17 protein-coding genes are annotated in these 17,632 nt (G+C 62.9%); 6 read left to right on the plus strand and 11 right to left on the minus strand.

Features of this window, described 5'->3' with window-relative positions; genetic code table 11:
• Window positions 1-70: 70 nt before the first annotated feature.
• A complete protein-coding gene (rpoD, locus tag GJW30_RS05070; protein WP_096358664.1) occupies window positions 71-2,203 on the minus strand; it encodes an RNA polymerase sigma factor RpoD in 2,133 nt (710 codons plus the stop codon).
• Window positions 2,204-2,459: 256 nt separating this feature from the next.
• Window positions 2,460-4,430 carry a DNA primase gene (dnaG, locus tag GJW30_RS05075; protein WP_096352479.1) on the minus strand — a complete coding sequence of 657 codons (1,971 nt, stop codon included), beginning with the start codon at window positions 4,428-4,430 and terminating at the stop codon, window positions 2,460-2,462.
• Window positions 4,431-4,567: 137 nt separating this feature from the next.
• On the opposite strand from dnaG, the gene GJW30_RS05080 reads away from it, so the two are divergent.
• Window positions 4,568-5,023, plus strand: a complete 456-nt coding sequence (locus GJW30_RS05080) for a YHS domain-containing (seleno)protein (RefSeq protein ID WP_096352482.1) — start codon at window positions 4,568-4,570, stop codon at window positions 5,021-5,023.
• 14 nt (window positions 5,024-5,037) lie between these two features.
• Here the strand turns inward: GJW30_RS05080 and GJW30_RS05085 are convergent, their stop codons facing one another.
• The 3 genes from GJW30_RS05085 to GJW30_RS05095 all read right to left on the minus strand — a co-directional run bounded on the left by GJW30_RS05085 (window position 5,038) and on the right by GJW30_RS05095 (window position 7,177).
• Window positions 5,038-5,526, minus strand: coding sequence for a GNAT family N-acetyltransferase (locus GJW30_RS05085; RefSeq protein ID WP_157746692.1), 489 nt, complete (start codon window positions 5,524-5,526; stop codon window positions 5,038-5,040).
• A complete protein-coding gene (locus GJW30_RS05090) occupies window positions 5,523-6,278 on the minus strand; it encodes a hypothetical protein (RefSeq protein ID WP_130364757.1) in 756 nt (251 codons plus the stop codon). The genes GJW30_RS05085 and GJW30_RS05090 overlap by 4 nt, the downstream gene beginning before the upstream one ends.
• 152 nt (window positions 6,279-6,430) lie before the next feature.
• Entirely contained in the window at window positions 6,431-7,177 is a 747-nt protein-coding gene (locus GJW30_RS05095; RefSeq protein ID WP_096352490.1) for a helix-turn-helix transcriptional regulator, read from the minus strand.
• Between the two features lie 114 nt (window positions 7,178-7,291).
• Between GJW30_RS05095 and GJW30_RS05100 the strand changes: the two genes are divergently transcribed.
• Window positions 7,292-7,693 (plus strand): GFA family protein, encoded by a 402-nt coding sequence (locus GJW30_RS05100; protein ID WP_096352493.1) that lies wholly within the window; start codon window positions 7,292-7,294, stop codon window positions 7,691-7,693.
• A 3-nt stretch (window positions 7,694-7,696) separates the two neighbouring features.
• Here the strand turns inward: GJW30_RS05100 and GJW30_RS05105 are convergent, their stop codons facing one another.
• Window positions 7,697-8,470: a class I SAM-dependent methyltransferase gene (locus GJW30_RS05105; protein ID WP_096352500.1), complete on the minus strand. Its 774-nt coding sequence runs from the start codon at window positions 8,468-8,470 to the stop codon at window positions 7,697-7,699.
• Between the two features lie 79 nt (window positions 8,471-8,549).
• Between GJW30_RS05105 and GJW30_RS05110 the strand changes: the two genes are divergently transcribed.
• The 3 genes from GJW30_RS05110 (at window position 8,550) to GJW30_RS05120 (ending at window position 11,310) form a co-directional block, all read left to right on the plus strand.
• Entirely contained in the window at window positions 8,550-9,104 is a 555-nt protein-coding gene (locus GJW30_RS05110; protein ID WP_096352503.1) for an NADPH-dependent FMN reductase, read from the plus strand.
• Window positions 9,105-9,170: 66 nt separating this feature from the next.
• Window positions 9,171-10,817, plus strand: a complete 1,647-nt coding sequence (locus GJW30_RS05115) for an FAD-binding dehydrogenase (protein WP_096352506.1) — start codon at window positions 9,171-9,173, stop codon at window positions 10,815-10,817.
• Window positions 10,818-10,827: 10 nt separating this feature from the next.
• On the plus strand, window positions 10,828-11,310 hold the full coding sequence (locus tag GJW30_RS05120; RefSeq protein ID WP_096352509.1) for a nucleoside deaminase: 483 nt from the start codon (window positions 10,828-10,830) through the stop codon (window positions 11,308-11,310).
• Here the strand turns inward: GJW30_RS05120 and GJW30_RS05125 are convergent.
• Window positions 11,307-11,918: a LysE family translocator gene (locus GJW30_RS05125; protein ID WP_096352512.1), complete on the minus strand. Its 612-nt coding sequence runs from the start codon at window positions 11,916-11,918 to the stop codon at window positions 11,307-11,309. The genes GJW30_RS05120 and GJW30_RS05125 overlap by 4 nt on opposite strands.
• 94 nt (window positions 11,919-12,012) lie before the next feature.
• Between GJW30_RS05125 and GJW30_RS05130 the strand changes: the two genes are divergently transcribed.
• Window positions 12,013-12,300 carry a hypothetical protein gene (locus GJW30_RS05130; RefSeq protein WP_096352515.1) on the plus strand — a complete coding sequence of 96 codons (288 nt, stop codon included), beginning with the start codon at window positions 12,013-12,015 and terminating at the stop codon, window positions 12,298-12,300.
• Window positions 12,301-12,426: 126 nt separating this feature from the next.
• Here GJW30_RS05130 and GJW30_RS05135 read toward each other — a convergent pair whose 3' ends face one another.
• From GJW30_RS05135 to GJW30_RS05150, 4 genes are read right to left on the minus strand one after another with little or no spacing between them, the layout of a single operon-like run.
• On the minus strand, window positions 12,427-13,065 hold the full coding sequence (locus tag GJW30_RS05135; protein WP_096352518.1) for a carbonic anhydrase: 639 nt from the start codon (window positions 13,063-13,065) through the stop codon (window positions 12,427-12,429).
• Window positions 13,066-13,115: 50 nt separating this feature from the next.
• The gene (locus GJW30_RS05140) at window positions 13,116-13,901 is read right to left on the minus strand and encodes an ABC transporter ATP-binding protein (protein ID WP_096358665.1); all 786 of its coding nucleotides are present in this window, start codon (window positions 13,899-13,901) and stop codon (window positions 13,116-13,118) included.
• Window positions 13,898-14,671, minus strand: a complete 774-nt coding sequence (locus tag GJW30_RS05145; protein ID WP_096352521.1) for an ABC transporter permease — start codon at window positions 14,669-14,671, stop codon at window positions 13,898-13,900. The genes GJW30_RS05140 and GJW30_RS05145 overlap by 4 nt, the downstream gene beginning before the upstream one ends.
• A complete protein-coding gene (locus tag GJW30_RS05150; RefSeq protein ID WP_165391607.1) occupies window positions 14,668-17,598 on the minus strand; it encodes an nSTAND1 domain-containing NTPase in 2,931 nt (976 codons plus the stop codon). Before GJW30_RS05150 ends, GJW30_RS05145 begins: the two co-directional genes overlap by 4 nt.
• Between the last annotated feature and the right edge of the window lie 34 nt (window positions 17,599-17,632).

A 17,632-nucleotide genomic window follows, 5' to 3' on the forward strand; every position in this document is an offset into this window, starting at 1 on the left:
TGAGTGACAGGGCTACAAAACAAATGGCCCGCACGGTGCGGGCCATTTGCTGCAAGTGAATTGAGCTTGCTCAGTTATCCAAGAACGACCGCAGCTTGCGGCTGCGCGACGGGTGCTTGAGCTTGCGCAGCGCCTTCGCCTCGATCTGACGAATACGCTCGCGCGTCACCGAGAACTGCTGGCCGACTTCTTCCAGCGTGTGGTCGGTGTTCATGCCGATACCGAAACGCATGCGCAGCACGCGCTCTTCGCGCGGCGTGAGCGATGCGAGAACGCGCGTTGTCGTCTCGCGCAGATTCGACTGGATCGCCGCGTCGATCGGCAGGATCGCGTTCTTGTCTTCGATGAAATCGCCGAGATGCGAATCTTCCTCGTCGCCGATCGGCGTTTCGAGCGAGATTGGCTCTTTGGCGATCTTGAGAACCTTGCGCACCTTCTCGAGCGGCATGCCGAGCTTTTCAGCAAGCTCTTCCGGCGTCGGCTCGCGGCCGATCTCGTGCAGCATCTGGCGCGACGTGCGGACGATCTTGTTGATCGTCTCGATCATATGCACCGGGATGCGGATCGTGCGTGCCTGGTCGGCGATGGAGCGGGTTATCGCTTGGCGAATCCACCACGTCGCGTAGGTCGAGAACTTGTAGCCGCGGCGATACTCAAACTTATCGACCGCCTTCATCAGGCCGATGTTGCCTTCCTGAATGAGATCGAGGAACTGCAGGCCGCGATTCGTGTACTTCTTGGCGATCGAGATGACGAGACGCAGGTTCGCCTCGACCATTTCCTTCTTCGCCTGACGGGCTTCGCGCTCACCCTTCTGCACCATGTGCACGAGCTTGCGGAACTCGACGATCTCGAGGCCGGTCAGCGACGCGAGCGATTGAATCTCGCCGCGCATCGTCTTGATCTTGTCCTTGTCCTTCGCGACGAAATTCTTCCAGCCCTTGGCCGAAAGCTTCGAGACGCGATTGAGCCATTGCGGATTCAGCTCCGAGCCCTGATAGTTCTTCAGGAAGTCTTCGCGCGTGACGCCATGGCTCTCGGCGAGGCGCATCAGCTTGCCCTCGTGCGAGACGAGCTTGCGATTGATGTCGTAGAGCTGCGCGACCAGCGCGTCGATACGCGCTTGGTTGAGGCGAAGCGACTTCACCTCGGTGATCAGCTCGTCCTTGAACTTGCGGTAGTTGCGCTCTTGGTTCGGCGACAGCTTGTCGTTCTGTAAGCGGTTCGCGATGTCCTGCTCCTGCAGGCGGCGCAGCTTCTTGTAGGTCGACGCGACGGTGTCGAAGCTCTCGAGCACCTTCGGCTTGATCTCGGCTTCGATCGCGGCGAGCGAGAGCGAATTCTCGAAATCGTCCTCTTCGTCGCCGTCCGACAGGTTGGCGCCTTCGAGACCTTCCGGCGCTTCTTCGGCGGCGGCCTGTGCGCGCGCGGTCGTGTTGCGGAATTGCGCGGGCTGCGGCGGCGTCACCGGCGGCGCGATCGGCGGAGCGTCGTCGCCCTCACCGGACGGCGCAGCATTCTTCGCATCGGGGCCCGCATAGGTGGCCTCGAGATCGATAATGTCGCGCAGGAAAATCTTGTTCTCGTTGAGTTCATCGCGCCAGATGATGATGGCTTGGAACGTCAGCGGGCTTTCGCAGAGACCTGCGATCATCGCCTCGCGGCCAGCCTCGATGCGCTTTGCGATCGCGATTTCGCCTTCACGCGACAGAAGCTCGACAGAGCCCATCTCACGCAGATACATGCGCACCGGATCGTCGGTGCGCTCGCTCGGCTCTTTCTTCTCGGCAACCGCGATGGCTTTCGGCGCGGCCTCGACGAGATCGCCGCCCTCATCCTCATCGTCGTCGTCATCGTCGTCCGCGTCGGTTTCTTCGTTCTCGACAACGTTGATGCCCATCTCGTTGAGCATCGCGAAGACGTCTTCGATTTGGTCCGAGGTGACTTCCTCGGACGGCATCACGGCGTTGATCTGCTCGTGCGTGACATAGCCGCGCTTCTTGGCGAGCTTGATCATCTTGCGGACGGCGGCGTCCGAAAGATCGAGCAACGGCGAATCGGTTGTCGGCGTATCGGTGGCGGCGTCCTTTTCGGTCGCCTCGTCCTTGCCCGGTGTCCCTGCCTTAGCCTTGACGGCGGCGGCCTTCGCGGCTGCCGGTTTTGCAGGTGCCTTGGCCGGAGTTTTACGTTGCGGTGCTGCCATGCGGATCGCCATTACCCTCTTAGAACGGCACGTGCGACAACGCCGCCGGCCGGAAACCGAAAAAGGCAGCGCCTTGCTGGAAGCAAGCGCCGCCCACACATCACCCCTCGAAACCAGCCCAGACGCCGAAGGCGCACCGGCCGATCCACCCGAAATATCGCACACCAGGCGTTACGTGCCGCTTAACCATAACGCCGTCTGCGCGCACTTTCGGATTTCCGCCCATCGGACCTAAGGCTCTCGGAGAAACAGGCACTCAGAGATTGCCTTGTGGCCGTCGCCCCGAAGAGGCGCCGAAATCCTCGATGGTGGCTTCACTGCCCTCCAGCGCCGCGCGACGCTCGAGAACATCTTGCAGCCAGCGCCAATTCTCTTCCGTCGGCATATTGCCGTATGTGCGCTCGGCTTCGTTGAGTTCCTTATGTAGCGTTCTGTCCTTGTGATGCAAGGCGATCACGTGGTTCCACCACTGAATCACGTCGTCATTTCCGGCCCCGGGGCGGGCAGGCCAATCTGACGTGTGGGTGAGACCTTTTTCGATCCTCGTCAGGATATCACCGAGACCCGATTCGATCACGGCTTGACGGAGAATTTCGGGCTCCACCGGGGCGTGTGTATGGCCTGCGACAGCGTCCAAAAGCGCGTGGCGTAACCGGTCACCGTCCGCATGCCGGAATTCAAGGTCGGCGAGTTCCTCGGCGTGGTGTTCGAGCAGCCAGGGGTGGTTGAGTGCCGTAACGAGAAGCAGCGCCTCGCGCGGCGGTAGCGCGGCTCGCGTTACGACCCGGCTACGGGTGAGTAGGGGGCTTGGGGCGGTCGGTGCGGGCTCGCCGAAGCCGCCGGGGCGCCCATTTTGTTTCCCCCCGCGGAAATTGAGGCTTTGCTGCTGCCGGCGAAGCGACGTGCGCCAATCTTGCTGGCGGTTGAATTGGCCGCCGCCCATGCCGCGAGGTGGTGCGGAGCCGAAAAGGGAACGGACGCGCGTGGATAGATCGTCCCTGTAGTATTTACGCACCGTCTGGTCGGCGATCGTGTTGATGATCGCCCCGAGCCTGGCCTCGAGCGCGGCCCGCCGCTCCGGTGTGTCGAAGCCGCCATGCTCGGTCTCACGAACCCACAACATCTCGGCGAGCGGCATCGCGTTGCGAATGACCTCGCGCAAAGCCTCCGCGCCGCCGGAGCGAACGAGGTCGTCCGGATCCTGTCCAGCCGGCAGACTGGCGAAGCGCAAAGACTTGCCGGCGAGCAGTTTTGGCATTGCGAGGTCAACGGCGCGGTACGCTGCCTTGCGGCCGGCCGAGTCGCCGTCGAGGCAGATGATCGGCTCGTCCGCCATCTTCCACATCAGCGCGAGTTGATCCTCGGTCATCGCCGTGCCGAGCGGCGCGACGGAGGCACGGAAGCCGGCGCCGACCAGCGCGATGACGTCGACGTAGCCTTCCGCGACGACGATCGGCTCGCCCTGATGCGCTGCCTGGCGCGCGGCCGCGATGTTGTAGAGCGTCGCGCCCTTGTGGAAGAGCGTCGTCTCCGGCGAGTTGAGATATTTGGCCGGCACATCTTTCTGCAGCGCGCGTCCGCCGAATGCGATGACGCGTCCGCGAATATCCGTGATCGGAAACATCACGCGATCGCGAAAGCGATCATACGGCACCGGAATGTCGTCGCCCGCGATCAGTAGTCCGGTCTCGATCATGTCGCCGACCGGAATGCCCTGTGCGCCAAGGGCTTCCTTCAACGCGAAGCGTTCATTCGGCGCATAGCCGATGCGGAATTTCTGCTGCGTCGGTGCATCCAGCGAGCGGTCCGCCAGATAGCCGCGTGCATGCGCGCCGGCGCGTCCCGCGAGTTGATCTTGAAAGAACTTTGCCGCGAGCTCCATGACGTCGTGCAGCGTCTTGCGCTTCTCGGCTTGCTCGACCGCCTCGCGTGTCATCACGGGCATCGGCAGGCCCGCTATGCCGGCGAGCCGCTCGACGGCCTCCGGGAAGGTGAGGCCTTCGGTGTCCATCACGAAGCCGAAGATGTCGCCGTGCTTTCCCGACGAGAAGTCGTGATAAAATCCCTTCTGGTCGTTGACGTAGAAGGACGGCGTCTTCTCCTTGTTGAAGGGAGAGAGCCCGCGCCACTCGCGGCCTTGCTTCTTGAGCTGCACGCGCTTCGCCACGACTTCCGACACCGGAAGCCGCGCCCGGATGTCATCGAGGAATTGGGGCGGGAAGCGCATGCGATGAGATATAGCGCGGGTGCGCCCGAGTCGCTGAGTTTTCCCCGAGACTCACAGGGCATGCTGACAGTCGGCCCCGTAACGAAAGGCGGTATTGACGCGTAAGGGCTTCAAGACTGGTGTTTGGAGCGCGAAATATGATGGGCACGTTGATGGGATGGACTTTCGCAGGTTCGTTCGCCTTGCATGCATTTTTGCTGACACAGCCGCTGCAGGCGTCCGAGTTCAACGTCGACGGAGGCTTGGCTATCGCGGGGCATGACCCGGTTAGCTATTTCCGTGAGCAACGGCCGGCCAAGGGATCAGCCGAGCATTCTTTCATCTACGGCGGCGCCGTCTTCAGATTCGTTTCGGCCGAGAACCGCGATCTGTTCGCCAAGGATCCGGCGAAATATGCCCCGCAATACGGCGGCTTCTGCGCTTACGGGACATCGCGCGGCTACAAAGCGCCGATCGATCCGGCCGCATTCACGATCGTGAAGGGCAAGCTGTATCTGAATTACAGCGCCGACGTGCAGGCGACGTGGCGCAAGGACATTCCGGGCTACGTCAAAAAAGCGGACGGTCACTGGCCCAGCATCAAGGCGCAATGAACACTGCGAGATAGTCAGGTCAGCGGCTTGAGATAAATGCCGTAAGGCACGCCGAAGATCGGCGGTGCGTCGCTGTAGCGGCGGAAGCCCATGCGCTCATACATCGCGAGCGCGACTTTCATGATCGGGCTCGTGTGCAGCGCGAGTTCCTTCGCTTTATCGCGCTTTGCGCGCGCGACGCACTCTTCCATCAGCGTGTGGCCGACGCCGTGGCCGCGCGCTGCCGGATCAACCGAAAGCGTGCGCACCAGCGGCCATTCGGCGCGGAAGTGCTCAAGCTTCGGCGCGAAGGGTGGCAGGTAGCCGACCATACCGACGGCCGTGCCGTCCTGTTCCGCGATGATGAACTGCGAAACGCCGGCGAGCTTCGATGTCGCGCCAAGCCGCGCTTTCATCGTCTTCCAGTCGTTGAACTCGCCCGAGTACTGATCGAAAGCTGCAACCGCGAGGCGATCGATGGTAGCGGCATCGCCTGCAGCATAGTCTCGCAGTGTCAGGGTCACTGCGGGATTTTCCCTTGATGCACCGGGTGGCGTTTGATCCACCATTCCGGCGTCGACTGCTGCGTAATCGGACAGGCCATATACGGCACACCGTCGATCGCAAGTTGTTGTCCCTCGGAGCGGCTGAGCACGATGTCGGTCTTGCGGCCCGTTTTGCCCTTTCGCATTTGCTCTTCGGACGCTTCCGGCCCGCAACGAACTTCGAGCGTCGAGCGCAGCGTTTTCTCCGTCGGATCGCTGCCTTTCGCCACCATGACGGCGCAGAACTGCGCGAGAAACTGCACGGTCGGCTCCGCAACGTCGAGCAGGATCGACACACGATCAGCGGGACGATGGCGGCTGTTGCAGCCGGACTGTGCCGGCGCATAGACGCCATCGATCAGCTTTCCAAGACGGCGGCCGTGCGGTTCGGTCGGGATCGCAGCTTCGGACGCGGGCGCCTGCACCTGTTCGACCTTGATCACGCGGTGAACGACGACGCGGCCCGGTTCGGCGCGCACAACCGCGTCGACGCGACAGACCGCCTTCGGCTTGCAGGCGCGCTGAACGGCCTTCTCGACATTGCTGCCGGCCGGCAGCAAGCAACGCGCACCGATCCACGAGCCATCCGGATCGTTGCCGGAGACGAGTTCACCCGTGCAGACTTCACGGCGCTCGAGGCGCTGCGTGCCTGGTGGTGGTTCCTGAGCCAGCGCGGCCGAACCCGTAGCGGCGATCAACACAGCCGCGATTGATAAACGTCGAAAACGCATGATCCTCTTCGTGGACTGCAGCGTGAGGCCAACATATTGGCCCGCGCGTGAAGCGCAGGCGAGCCACCGATTCGCTCGCAATCCCTCCCTCAACGGCGCATCCTTACCGCTCAAAACCTAACGGTCATGCGGAATCGCCGTGTACCGAGAGATTAGGCCACACGTGTGACTTTTGCGCCAGCGGCAGCCGCTGCATGGCCTTGCTGGATGCGCGCCTGCTCCTCTTCATGGTGCTTCCGCCAGCGTGCCCGCAGGACGGCCGGCCGTTCCGGGTAGCGTTCGGTGAGGAATTCGGCACCACGCACGCGGTCGGTGCGGAAGCTGCGGAAATCCTGACGCAATTCACACCAGCCAATCACCGTACGGACCTGGTCAAAATAGCCGATCGTGACCGGCCAAACGCGGCGCATGCTCTCGCGTCCCTCGGCGTCGACATAGCGCAGGTCGATCTTTTGTCCGGCCCGGATCGAGGCACGAAGCGAGGACATATCCAACGCATCGGCCGCCATATTCCAGGCCGGGCTTGCCGCGCTGGCGGGCTCGAGCACGAACTGGCGGAGTCTTTCAGGCACGGCCGCGCCGATTTTGGCGACAAGGTCCCGCGCGGCACGCGCCAGCACCGGATCGCCGCGGTTCATGACCCACTGAGCGCCCAAAACGGCAGCTTCGATTTCGTCCGGTGTCAGCATTAGCGGCGGGAGATCGAAGCCGTTATCAAGCACATAGCCGATACCGGCCTCACCGCGGATCGGCACGCGTTGGCCGATCAACGTTGAAATATCGCGATAAACCGTCCGTTTCGACGTTTCGAGTTCCGCCGCCACCGCGTCGGCGGTAACCGGTTGACGGCTGCGGCGCAGGATTTGAATAATCTGGAAGAGGCGATCGGCACGTCTCATGGCGAAACTCCCAAGCTCAACATGACGGCACTCTGGCAGCATCCTGCTGACACCATGTTGTCAGCAGGATGTCACTAGGAGAAAGATATTGAAACCAGGGGCGAGGATTTCCCGATGCTGAAGACTTTTCACGGTAGCTGCCATTGCGGCGCGGTCACCTACGAGGCCGATCTCGATCTTTCGGCAGGCACGAGCCGGTGCAACTGCACGATCTGCACGAAAAGCCGGAATTGGGGCATCGGCATCAAGCCGGACGCCTTCCGTCTCACCGCCGGCGAAGACAATCTTGCGGACTATTCGCGATCGGACGCCGCTCATCATCGCTTCTGCAGGACGTGCGGGATCAAGACGCATGGCCACGGCGAGATTCCGGAAATCGGCGGCGCATATGTCTCGGTCGTTCTGGCGACTCTGAACGACGTGACGCCCGAAGAGCTGATCGCGGCGCCCGTGACCTATTGCGACGGCCGCAACAACAATTGGTGGAATCCGCCGGCGGAAACGCGGCACCTCTGACGTTTACGCCGGGTCGTCCCAGCCGACGTCGACGTTGCCGAGCTGCGGCGTTAGCACGAGCGTGAAATGCCCAAGCATGTCGGCGCCAGAGATGAAGTGGAAGCGGGCGAATGTCGTCATCAGATCTTGCTCGTAGAGCGCGACCGCATCGTTGCGGCAGATGAGAAACTTCGCTGCCGCAACGATATCCTGTCGGTCGACGATACACATCACGACCATTTCGGGATACCGCTTAAGATAGTCGATCACCGCTGTGATCAGCGTCGGATAGCCGGGATGCAGCATGTCGTCGAGCGCGATGACGCCTTGCGGATGCATCACGGCATGCGCGAGTTCGAGATCTTTCGACAGGCTGTCGTAGGCATGCTCGCCGTCGATGTGGAAGAAGCGCACCTGCGGCTGCTTCAACTTCGCGCGAAATTCAGCAACCGACATTTTGCCGCTGTGGGCCTTCCACGCCGTGAAGCGATCTGATGATAAACCGCCGCGTTCGCAGTGCTTGAGCATACGTGGCAGCACACCGGCATTCGGCCAATCGAAGAGGTCTATGCCAAGCGCGTGCTCGCCGTCCGCAAGGCCGAGCGCCAGCGCGATGAAAAAACGTCCCTCGAAAGTTCCAATTTCGGCGATATCGCCGACGATGCCTTGCTCGCTCTGCCGGCGGACAACGTGCCCGCAGATCGCTGCGGCAAAACGTGACGACATTCCGCGCACGCTCTCGTATTGCGTATCGAGATAGCCGTCGATTTTCGGATGTCCGCTCGCGATATCGATCATCGTCCCTGCTTTTGCGTTTTGCGCGTCGCACTCTTAGGCTAACGCGCTCACCCCGAATTAGAAACTAGACGGATATCCGATGACCAACGTGATCACGATCTGCGGCAGCGTGCGCAAAGGCTCGTTCAACCGAATGCTTGCCAACGCATTGCCGGCTCTCGCACCGGACGGGATGAAGATCACTGACGCGCCATCGTGGGAGAAGTTCCCGGTCTATAACGCCGACATCCAGAACGGGACTGGATTCCCGTCCGATGTCGAAGCGCTGGCAGCTGCGATCCGCAAGGCGGACGGCGTCATCATCGTTACGCCGGAATACAATTACTCGGTCCCGGGCGGCCTGAAGAATGCGCTCGATTGGGTGTCGCGTCTCAAAGACCAGCCATTCGTCAACAAGCCGGTGGCGATCCAGTCCGCATCGGGCGGACCGCTCGGCGGCGCCCGCGTGCAGTATCACTTGCGGCAGATCCTCGTGTTCCTTGACGCGCTGACGTTCAACAAGCCGGAAGTCTTCGTCGGTGCGGCGCAGACCAAGCTCGATGCCGAGAAGGGCCTGCACGACGAGACCACGCGCGACTTCATCAAGCAGCAGCTTGCGGCCTTCGATAAGTTCATCGCGCGCGTGAAGGCCTAACGCGGCTTGCGTGCGCTCCGGAACTGAGGAACTCTCTCGCGAGAACAATGCCTCGGGAGGCGCGCCTTGAGCGACGCGGACGTCATCGTAGTGGGCAGCGGGCTCTCGGGCCTCGTCGCTGCCTGCGAACTCGCCGAAGCCGGCAAGCGCATCATCATAGTCGACCAGGAGCCGGAAGCGTCGTTCGGCGGCCAAGCGTGGTGGTCGCTCGGCGGCTTGTTTCTCGTCAACAGTCCCGAGCAGCGCCGTCTGCGCATTCGCGACTCGTACGACCTTGCGCTTGCCGATTGGATGGGCACGGCCGGCTTCGATCGGCCCGAAGACGAATGGCCGCGCAAGTGGGCCGAGGCTTACGTTCAATTCGCCGCCGGCGAAAAGCGTGCGTGGATTCTCGAACGCGGCGTTAAACTGTTTCCGATCGTCGGCTGGGCCGAACGCGGCGGCTACGGCGGCTTCGGGCACGGCAATTCTGTGCCGCGCTTCCACATTCCGTGGGGCACCGGCACCGGCATCGTGTCGCCGTTCATGGCGCGCGCGCGTACGTATGCGGAACGCGGTCTCATCACGCTGAAATTTCGCCATCGCGTCAACGAGCTCGTCGTCGAAGGCGGGACCGTGACTGGCATCGCGGGCGAAATTCTCGAACCGTCGAATGTCGGTCGCGGCGAAGCAAGCTCACGCGTCGCCGTCGGCGATTTCAAACTTACGGCGCAGGCCGTGATCGTGACGTCCGGCGGCATCGGCGGCAATCACGATCTCGTCCGGCAGAACTGGCCGGAGCGTCTTGGCAAACCGCCCGCGAAGATGATCAGCGGCGTGCCGGCTCATGTCGATGGTCGCATGCTCGGCATCACGGAAAAAGCCGGTGGCGCGATCATCAATCGCGATCGCATGTGGCACTACGTCGAAGGAATAACGAACTGGAATCCGATCTGGCCGAAACACGGCATTCGCATTCTGCCGGGACCGTCGTCGCTGTGGTTCGATGCGCGCGGCAATCGTCTGCCGGCGCCGCTCTTCCCCGGCTTCGATACGCTCGGCACCCTCGAACACATCATGAAGACGGGCTATGACTACACGTGGTTCATCCTCACCAAAAAGATCATCGCGAAGGAATTCGCCCTGTCGGGCTCCGAGCAGAATGCGGATCTGACGAGCGGGAGCTGGCGGCAAGTGATCAAACGCGCAACGAAGGGCGTGCCGCCGCCAGTCCAGGCGTTCATGGACAAGGGCGAAGACTTCATCGTCGCCAACGACATTGGAAATCTCGTCCGCCGGATGAATGCGCTATCGGGCGACAATCTTCTCGACGCCGCCGCGATCGAACGCGAGATCCGCGCGCGCGATCTGCAGATCGACAACGCCTACGGCAAAGACCTGCAGGTCGCGGCGATCCGCAACGCCCGCAACTACATCGGCGATAAGCTGATCCGTACGGCGCCGCCGCATAAAATCCTCGATCCCGCCAACGGCCCGCTGATAGCGGTGCGGCTCAACATCGTCACGCGGAAGACGCTCGGCGGACTGCATACGGATTTATCCGCGCGCGTGCTGAAGTCGGACGGAACACCGATCGGCAACGTCTTCGCGGCCGGCGAAGTGTCCGGCTTCGGCGGCATGCACGGATATCGCGCGCTTGAAGGGACGTTCGTCGGCGGCTGCTTGTTCTCCGGCCGCACCGCCGGACGCGAAGCCGCGAAACTTGTCGCGTAAGAGGTCACGAATGGTCAGCGAAACCGATCTCATTCACCTGAAGCGTTGTATCGCGCTTGCGGAGGAGTCGCTCGACGCCGGCGACAAGCCATTCGGCTCCGTCTTGGTCTCGGCGGAAGGCAGAGTCCTGCAGGAAGATCGCAACCGCACGGGCGGCGGCGACAACACGCAGCATCCAGAATTTGCGCTCGCGCGTTGGGCGGCTAACAACATGACGCCGCAGGCGCGTTCCGCCGCGACTGTCTACACGTCAGGCGAACATTGCGCGATGTGCTCGGCGGCGCATGGTTGGGTGGGTCTCGGCCGCATCGTTTACGTTGCGTCGTCGGCGCAGCATCGTGGCTGGCTCGCCGAGTGGGGTATCCAGCCCGGTCCCGTGAAGGCGATTCCGATTCAAGACGTCGCGCCGAATGTGCCGGTCGAAGGTCCGGTGACCGAACTCACCGACACAATTCGCGCCGTGCACAAACGCTACTTCGACAAGGAGCGTTAGCGCGTCCGGATAAGCGCGAGCCACACGCCGCCGCCGATCAGCGACAATCCCGACAAACGCGAGATCAAGCGCACGCGCTGCGCGGAGAGCATCTTGCCGGCGCCGCCGGCGAGAAACGCGTAGGCCGTGTCGAACACGGTCGCGATCGCCATGAAGGTGAGGCCGAGGAAGACGACCTGCATGAAATACGGCTGCGAGACGTCGACGAATTGAGGGATGAAAGCGCCGAACAGCAGCAGCACTTTCGGGTTTGCCAGCAGCACGAAGAAGCCCTGCCAGAAGAAACTCTTCGGGCGTGAGGTTGCTCCCGGCAGACCGATTTGCCCGGTTGAGCGCAGCATCTTGATGCCGATCCAGACGAGATACGCCGCGCCCGCGAGCTTCAGCCAGTTGAACCACCAGCCCATCGTAGCGACCATCGCGCCGAGGCCGACCGCGACGACGCCGATCATCACGGCGAGCGCCAGCTGAGTGCCCGCGACATTGATCAATCCGGCGCGCGTTCCGTGCGTGAGGGAGTTCGCCACAATCAGCGTGACGGTCGGGCCAGGGACGATCACGAGCACGACGCAAGCCGCGCAATATGCAAGATAAAGTTCGAGCGACATGAGCTGTCTCCAATGCGCCCGAAGCCAGCCATGGAAATTTAACCGGCGCAAGCGCTGCCACAAAATTTCCGCCGCGACGTGCGATAAGGGCCGGATGAAGCTGCTCGCCGCCATTGCGCTGACGATCGCGCTCCTCTCGTCGCCGGGAAGGGCCGAGGAGCCGCGCGTTGGCGAAGAAGCAGCGACTTCCGACTTCTGGTCGCGCGAGCTCGAAGCCATGAAGATGACGCCGATGCCGCCCGGCGAGCGCTGGTGGGAGGTCGTCGAGAAGGAACTCGGCTGCCCGACCGTCGAGGACGGTTGCCGCAAATGCACGTCGGGCGATTGCTCGCCGGTGCCGATCGCGTGCACGCCGGCGCCGTGGAAGTGCGTCGCGCCTTAGGGGTCGTCATTGCGAGGAGCGTCGAAGACGCGACGTGGCAATCCAGGGTAAAAAGAAAGAGCTGGATTGCTTCGTCGCCGTTGCACGGCTTCTCGCAATGACGGAAGACGCGGTGTCTACGCAGCCTTAAATTTTCACGAACTCGCCGCTCTCGCGATCGAGGACTTCGAGCGTGCCCGTCGCGATGTCAAAATGCGCGCCGTGCAATTGCAGACGCCCTTTGCCTTCGAGGATTTGCACGCACGGGAACGTGCGCAGATTGGTCAGCGACGTCTTGACGCCTTCGCGTTCGAGCTCCGGCAGCAGGGTGTGCGAAGAATCGCCGCCGTGCTTCTCGATGAGCGTGTCGCGCGCCGGATCGAGCATCGACATCCAGTTGGTGATGAACTCTGCGCTGGTCTGCCGCGCCGCCTCGTGATCGAGGCAGGCTTTGACGCCGCCGCAGCCCGAATGGCCGAGCACGACAATGTGTTTGACGCGCAAGTTCAACGCGGCGAATTCGAGCGCTGCCGAGACGCCGTGATACTTGCCTTGCGTCTCATAAGGCGGCACGAGATTCGCGACGTTACGCACGACGAACAGTTCGCCGGGCATCGCCGAGAAGAGCGTCTCGGGGTCGACGCGGCTGTCGCAACAGGAGACGATCATCGTATCCGGGCTTTGGCCCTCGCTGGCGAGGCGCTCGTATTCTTCCTGGTTCGGCGCAAAATGCCGATACTTGAAGCGGCGATAGCGATCCGCAAGCTGCTCGGGAAAATGTTTCATGATGCTCTCTTCAGTCCAAACGTAGTGTGGTGACCGGGTCACCTCAAGCGCTAATGCTCCTCGGCCGCCAGCACTGCCTCGGCACGAATTTCCTCGGTTAACCGCGCCTTCAGCGCCGAGAATTCCGGCGACGTTTTCACCGTGTAGTGACGCGGATAGGGGAGATCGACCCGCACGTCGGCCTTGATACGGCCGGGGCGCGCCGACATCACGAGGACACGCGACGCAAGGAAGATCGATTCTTCGATGTCGTGCGTAACGAAGACGACCGTCTTGCGCTCGCGCTCCCAAATGCCGAGCAGCATTTCCTGCATCAGCGCGCGCGTCTGATTGTCGAGCGCGCCGAAGGGTTCGTCGAGCAGCAGAATGCCGGGATCGTTCGCGAGAGCGCGCGCGATCGCGGTGCGCTGCTGCATGCCGCCCGACAGCTGCTTCGGATAGTGATTGGCGAAGCCCTTGAGGCCGACGCGTTCGAGCCACTGCGCGACCGTCGCGTTGCGCTTGGCGGTCGGCACGCCCTTTTCGCGCAGGCCGAAGCCGATATTCTCGGCGATCGTGAGCCACGGGAACAGGGTATACGATTGGAACACCATGCCGCGGTCGGGGCCGGGCGCGATGACGGGTTTTCCGTCGAGCATGATGCGTCCGGTCGACGGCCGATCGAGCCCCGCGATCATGCGCAGCAGCGTCGACTTTCCGCAGCCCGAAGGCCCGAGCAGTGTGATGAAATCGTTGTCGCCGACCGAGAGCGTCGTCGGCGTCAACGCGGTCGTCGGCGCGCCGCCGTGGACGCCCGGAAAAACGCGCGAGACATTCTCGATGACGAGTTTGCTCACGCGAGGCTCCACGGGAAGAGTTTGCGGTTCACGGCCTTGAACAGGAAATCCGAGATCAGGCCGATGATGCCGATGACGATGATGCCGAAGATCATTTGACCGGTGGCGAGCAACGCCTGGCTGTCGATGATCATGTGGCCGATACCCGAAGACGACCCGATCAGCTCCGCGACAATGACGTAAGTCCAAGCCCAGCCGAGCACGAGGCGGAGGATCTCCGCGATGTCCGGCGCAGCCGACGGGATCATCACGCGCTGCAGGATGCCGCTGTTGCGCGCGCCAAGGGTCAGTGCGGCGTCGACAAGATCGCGCCGCACGCTGCCGACCGAGACGGCGACCATCAGGATCAATTGGAACACCGAGCCGATGAAGATGACGAGCAGCTTTTGCGTCTCGCCGATGCCGGCCCAGAGGATTAGCAGCGGGATGAACGCGCTCGCCGGCAGATAGCGTGCGAAGGAGACGAACGGCTCGAGGAAGGCTTCGACCGGCTTGAATGCGCCCATCAGAATGCCGATCGGCACCGCGACCAGCGCCGCCAGAATGAAGCCGCCGACGACACGCCAGACCGTCATGCCGATATCGAACATGAAGCCGTGTTTAACGATCAGCTCGTACCCGTCGCGCACCATCGTGATCGGATCGGCGAGGAAGGTCTTTGACACGAAGCCGCCGAGCGTCGCGATCGCCCATAGCGCGAAGAACAGCACGAAAAACGAAATGCCGAGCAGGACGCGCGCGGTGTTGGAAACTGGGGCTAACGGCTTCATCGCGCGGGCCTCATCGCATGGGAGCCTTCCGGCGGCAAGCCGGGCGGCGGGGCACGATACTGCGTCGGGTCTGCCGGGGGTTGCTGCAGTGTGCGGCCGACTCGCAGCCCGCCGTTATAGTTGCGGTAGTCGATGCCGATGATGCTGCGGCCGGTCACGCGCAGATCGCGCGGCCGGCTGGTCCAGGAACCGCCACGGCGGACGCGTTGGTCACAGGCACGCGTGCGGCGCGGCGCGCCGTTCGACGGGATGCCGTCGAGGCTGTTCTCGTAACAGTCCGCCATCCATTGGAAGACGTTGCCGTGAGCGTCGTAGACGCCGAAGGCGTTCGGCTTGAACCGGCCGACCGGCGACGTCTGCCGGTTGTCCCACTCGCTGCCGCAGCCTTGGCAATTGGCTTGGTTCTCGCCCACGTCGTCACCCCAGGTGAAGCGCGTCTCGGCACCGGCGCGCGCGGCATATTCCCATTCGGATTCCGAGAGGAGGCGATACTGCTGCCCCGTCATGCGCGAGAGCCAGGCGACATATTGCTGCGCCTCGGGCCACGTCATATTGATCGCCGGACGATTGCCGCGCCCGAAGCCGGAATCCTGGATCGGCGGGCAGCCGCCTACATTGGCGCAGGCATCCCACTCGTCGAACGTCACGTGGAACTTCGAAACCGCAAAAGCCTGCGCGTGCCGGATGAAGCGCTGCGGCCCTTCGTTCGGGTATTTCTCCTCGTCGGTCGCAGGCGAACCCATGATGAAACTTCCGGCCGGGATGACGATCAATTCCGGACAATCCTTCGCGCATTCGCGGAAGCTGTCGCCTGAACGCAAAGCAAGTTCTTTGCCGCGCGGAAGCACATGCGGGCGGAAGTTCGCCATCATGTAGGGCCGCATCTTCCAGTACCAATTGAGTTGCTCTTCAAGGAACTCGCGATTGATGTAGGCGAACAGCCCCGCGATGATCGAGAGCAGCAGCGTCGTCACGGTCGCCTGCACGCGGCGACGGCGACGCCGCGCCGCATGCTCGGCTTTGCGGCACGCCGTTAGGTAGTCCCAATCCGTCCGATCGAAGTTGCCGGCAAGATCCGGCCGTCCGCGCAATCCTTCAGCAGTCTTCAGGCGGTCGCCCGTATGCGTCAGCCAGCCGCTGCGTTTGCCGTTGGCGTCCCAATCGCGCGCCGCGCGTTTGACGACCTCCATGACGCCGAGCAAACCCGCATCTTCGGCGAGCCAGCCCTGCAGCAATCCCCACTGGCGCAACAATGCCTCGTGCGTCGGTTCGACAGTTTTCTCGCCGTCCGGCGTAAAGTCGGTCGAGAGCAGATGCTGATCGACGAGGCGATCGATCAGCGGACGTGCCTCGATGGGGATTTCCGACAATCGCGCGACACGCCGCCGCGGCGCGCCAGTGTCGGGGTCGACGCCCGCCAGCCACGGGATCAAGCCGCGCCGAAGGAGTTCGAGACGTCCCGGCCGGTCGCGTGGGATCGAAGGATTCGCGGTCGATGCGGAGATCGCGCGCTCGACCGCAGCTTCGATCGAACCTTTGACGCGGCCGAGCTTCTCGTAGTGTTCAAGCCGCAGCTGTCCGGTTGCGTGATATTCGTCGTAGAGGCGCTCAAGCGTGAAGGCGAGCAGTGGCAGCGCATCCTTCGCGCCGCCTTCTTCGATGTCCGAGAGCAATGCGTCGACGAGCGACTCTTGGATTTTGATTTCGCGCGGCGTGCCGTCGAGCCGGCGCAGCGGCCCTTTGATGACGTCCGTGTAGGCGCCGCGCGGCATCGGCGGCAGGCTCAGGATTTCCTGATGCAGCGCCGCGAGCGACGGCGTTTCCTGCAGGCGTTCGTAGTTATCGGAGCGAATCGTGAACACCGCGATGATCGCGGGCGCATCGCTCGTCACGAGTTCGTTGAGGATGCGCAGAAACGCCGCCGCTTCCTCTTCGGCTTCGGCTGCGAAGAGTTCTTCGGCTTGGTCGATCGCGATGACGATTGCGGGCGGCGCAGCATCGGCATCGCGCGGACGCGACGCGACGAGGCGTTGCAGCAGAGGCTTGATCGCGGGCGCACCGCGCGCAACGGCGTCCATCACCTCGACGCGCGAGATCGTTATACCGGAAGCGTTCAGCGCCGCGTCGAGCGACGCGACGAGCCCGTTGTCGCCGCTGATCGGCGCGCGCTCGGGCCGCACGATCGGCATCGGGAAAAACGCCGTGTCGTCGCGGGTGAGGCGCGGCCACAAGCCGGCGCGCAGGAACGACGACTTGCCGGCACCCGATGCGCCGAGCACGACGAGAAGCCGAGGCGCGGCACCCGCGCGCAAACCGCGCAGCGTATCGATGGCCTCGATGGTCGCGGCCTCGCGGCCGAAATAGATGCCGGCGTCGTCGGGTTCGAGCGGCCGCAATCCGCGATACGGAGGGCGCTGCGGATCATCCTCGGGCGGCCACGCATAGTAGCTCGCGTGCAATCCTGCTTTCTGCAGCCCGTTCTTGAGCCGCGCGAGGCCTTCGCGCGGAAACGAGACCTCAGTCTCCTCGCCCGTTACCGGCATATGCGTGCGGATCATGTGCCGGTCGCGTCCGGTCGCGAGATTGACGACCTGCCACGTGCGCGTGAGATCGGACGGCAGTTCCTGCGCTGACACGCCGTCTTCGATCATCAAGCCGAACAGGCGCTTGTTGAGACGGCGGGCGAGCGTTAGTTCGTTGAGGCACCACGTGGACGCGAGCCATGCGCGGCTGATGAGAAACAGCACCGCCTCGCAGCGATGCGCCGCCGTGTAGAGCGCTTGCTCCCACTGCTCGCCGGCCGCGATGCCGTGCTGCGGATCGAAATCGAGGAAAAGTTCGTTCCAGCCTTCGGCCGCAAGCCAATCGCGCAAGGCCGCAGCCTGGGCGTTGTCGATGCTCGAATGGCTGACGAATATCCGCGACATGGGTTGCGTTACGTAACCCATGCGCAACGTTGGC

The organism is Variibacter gotjawalensis (assembly GCF_002355335.1).
GTDB classification, from domain to species: domain Bacteria; phylum Pseudomonadota; class Alphaproteobacteria; order Rhizobiales; family Xanthobacteraceae; genus Variibacter; species Variibacter gotjawalensis.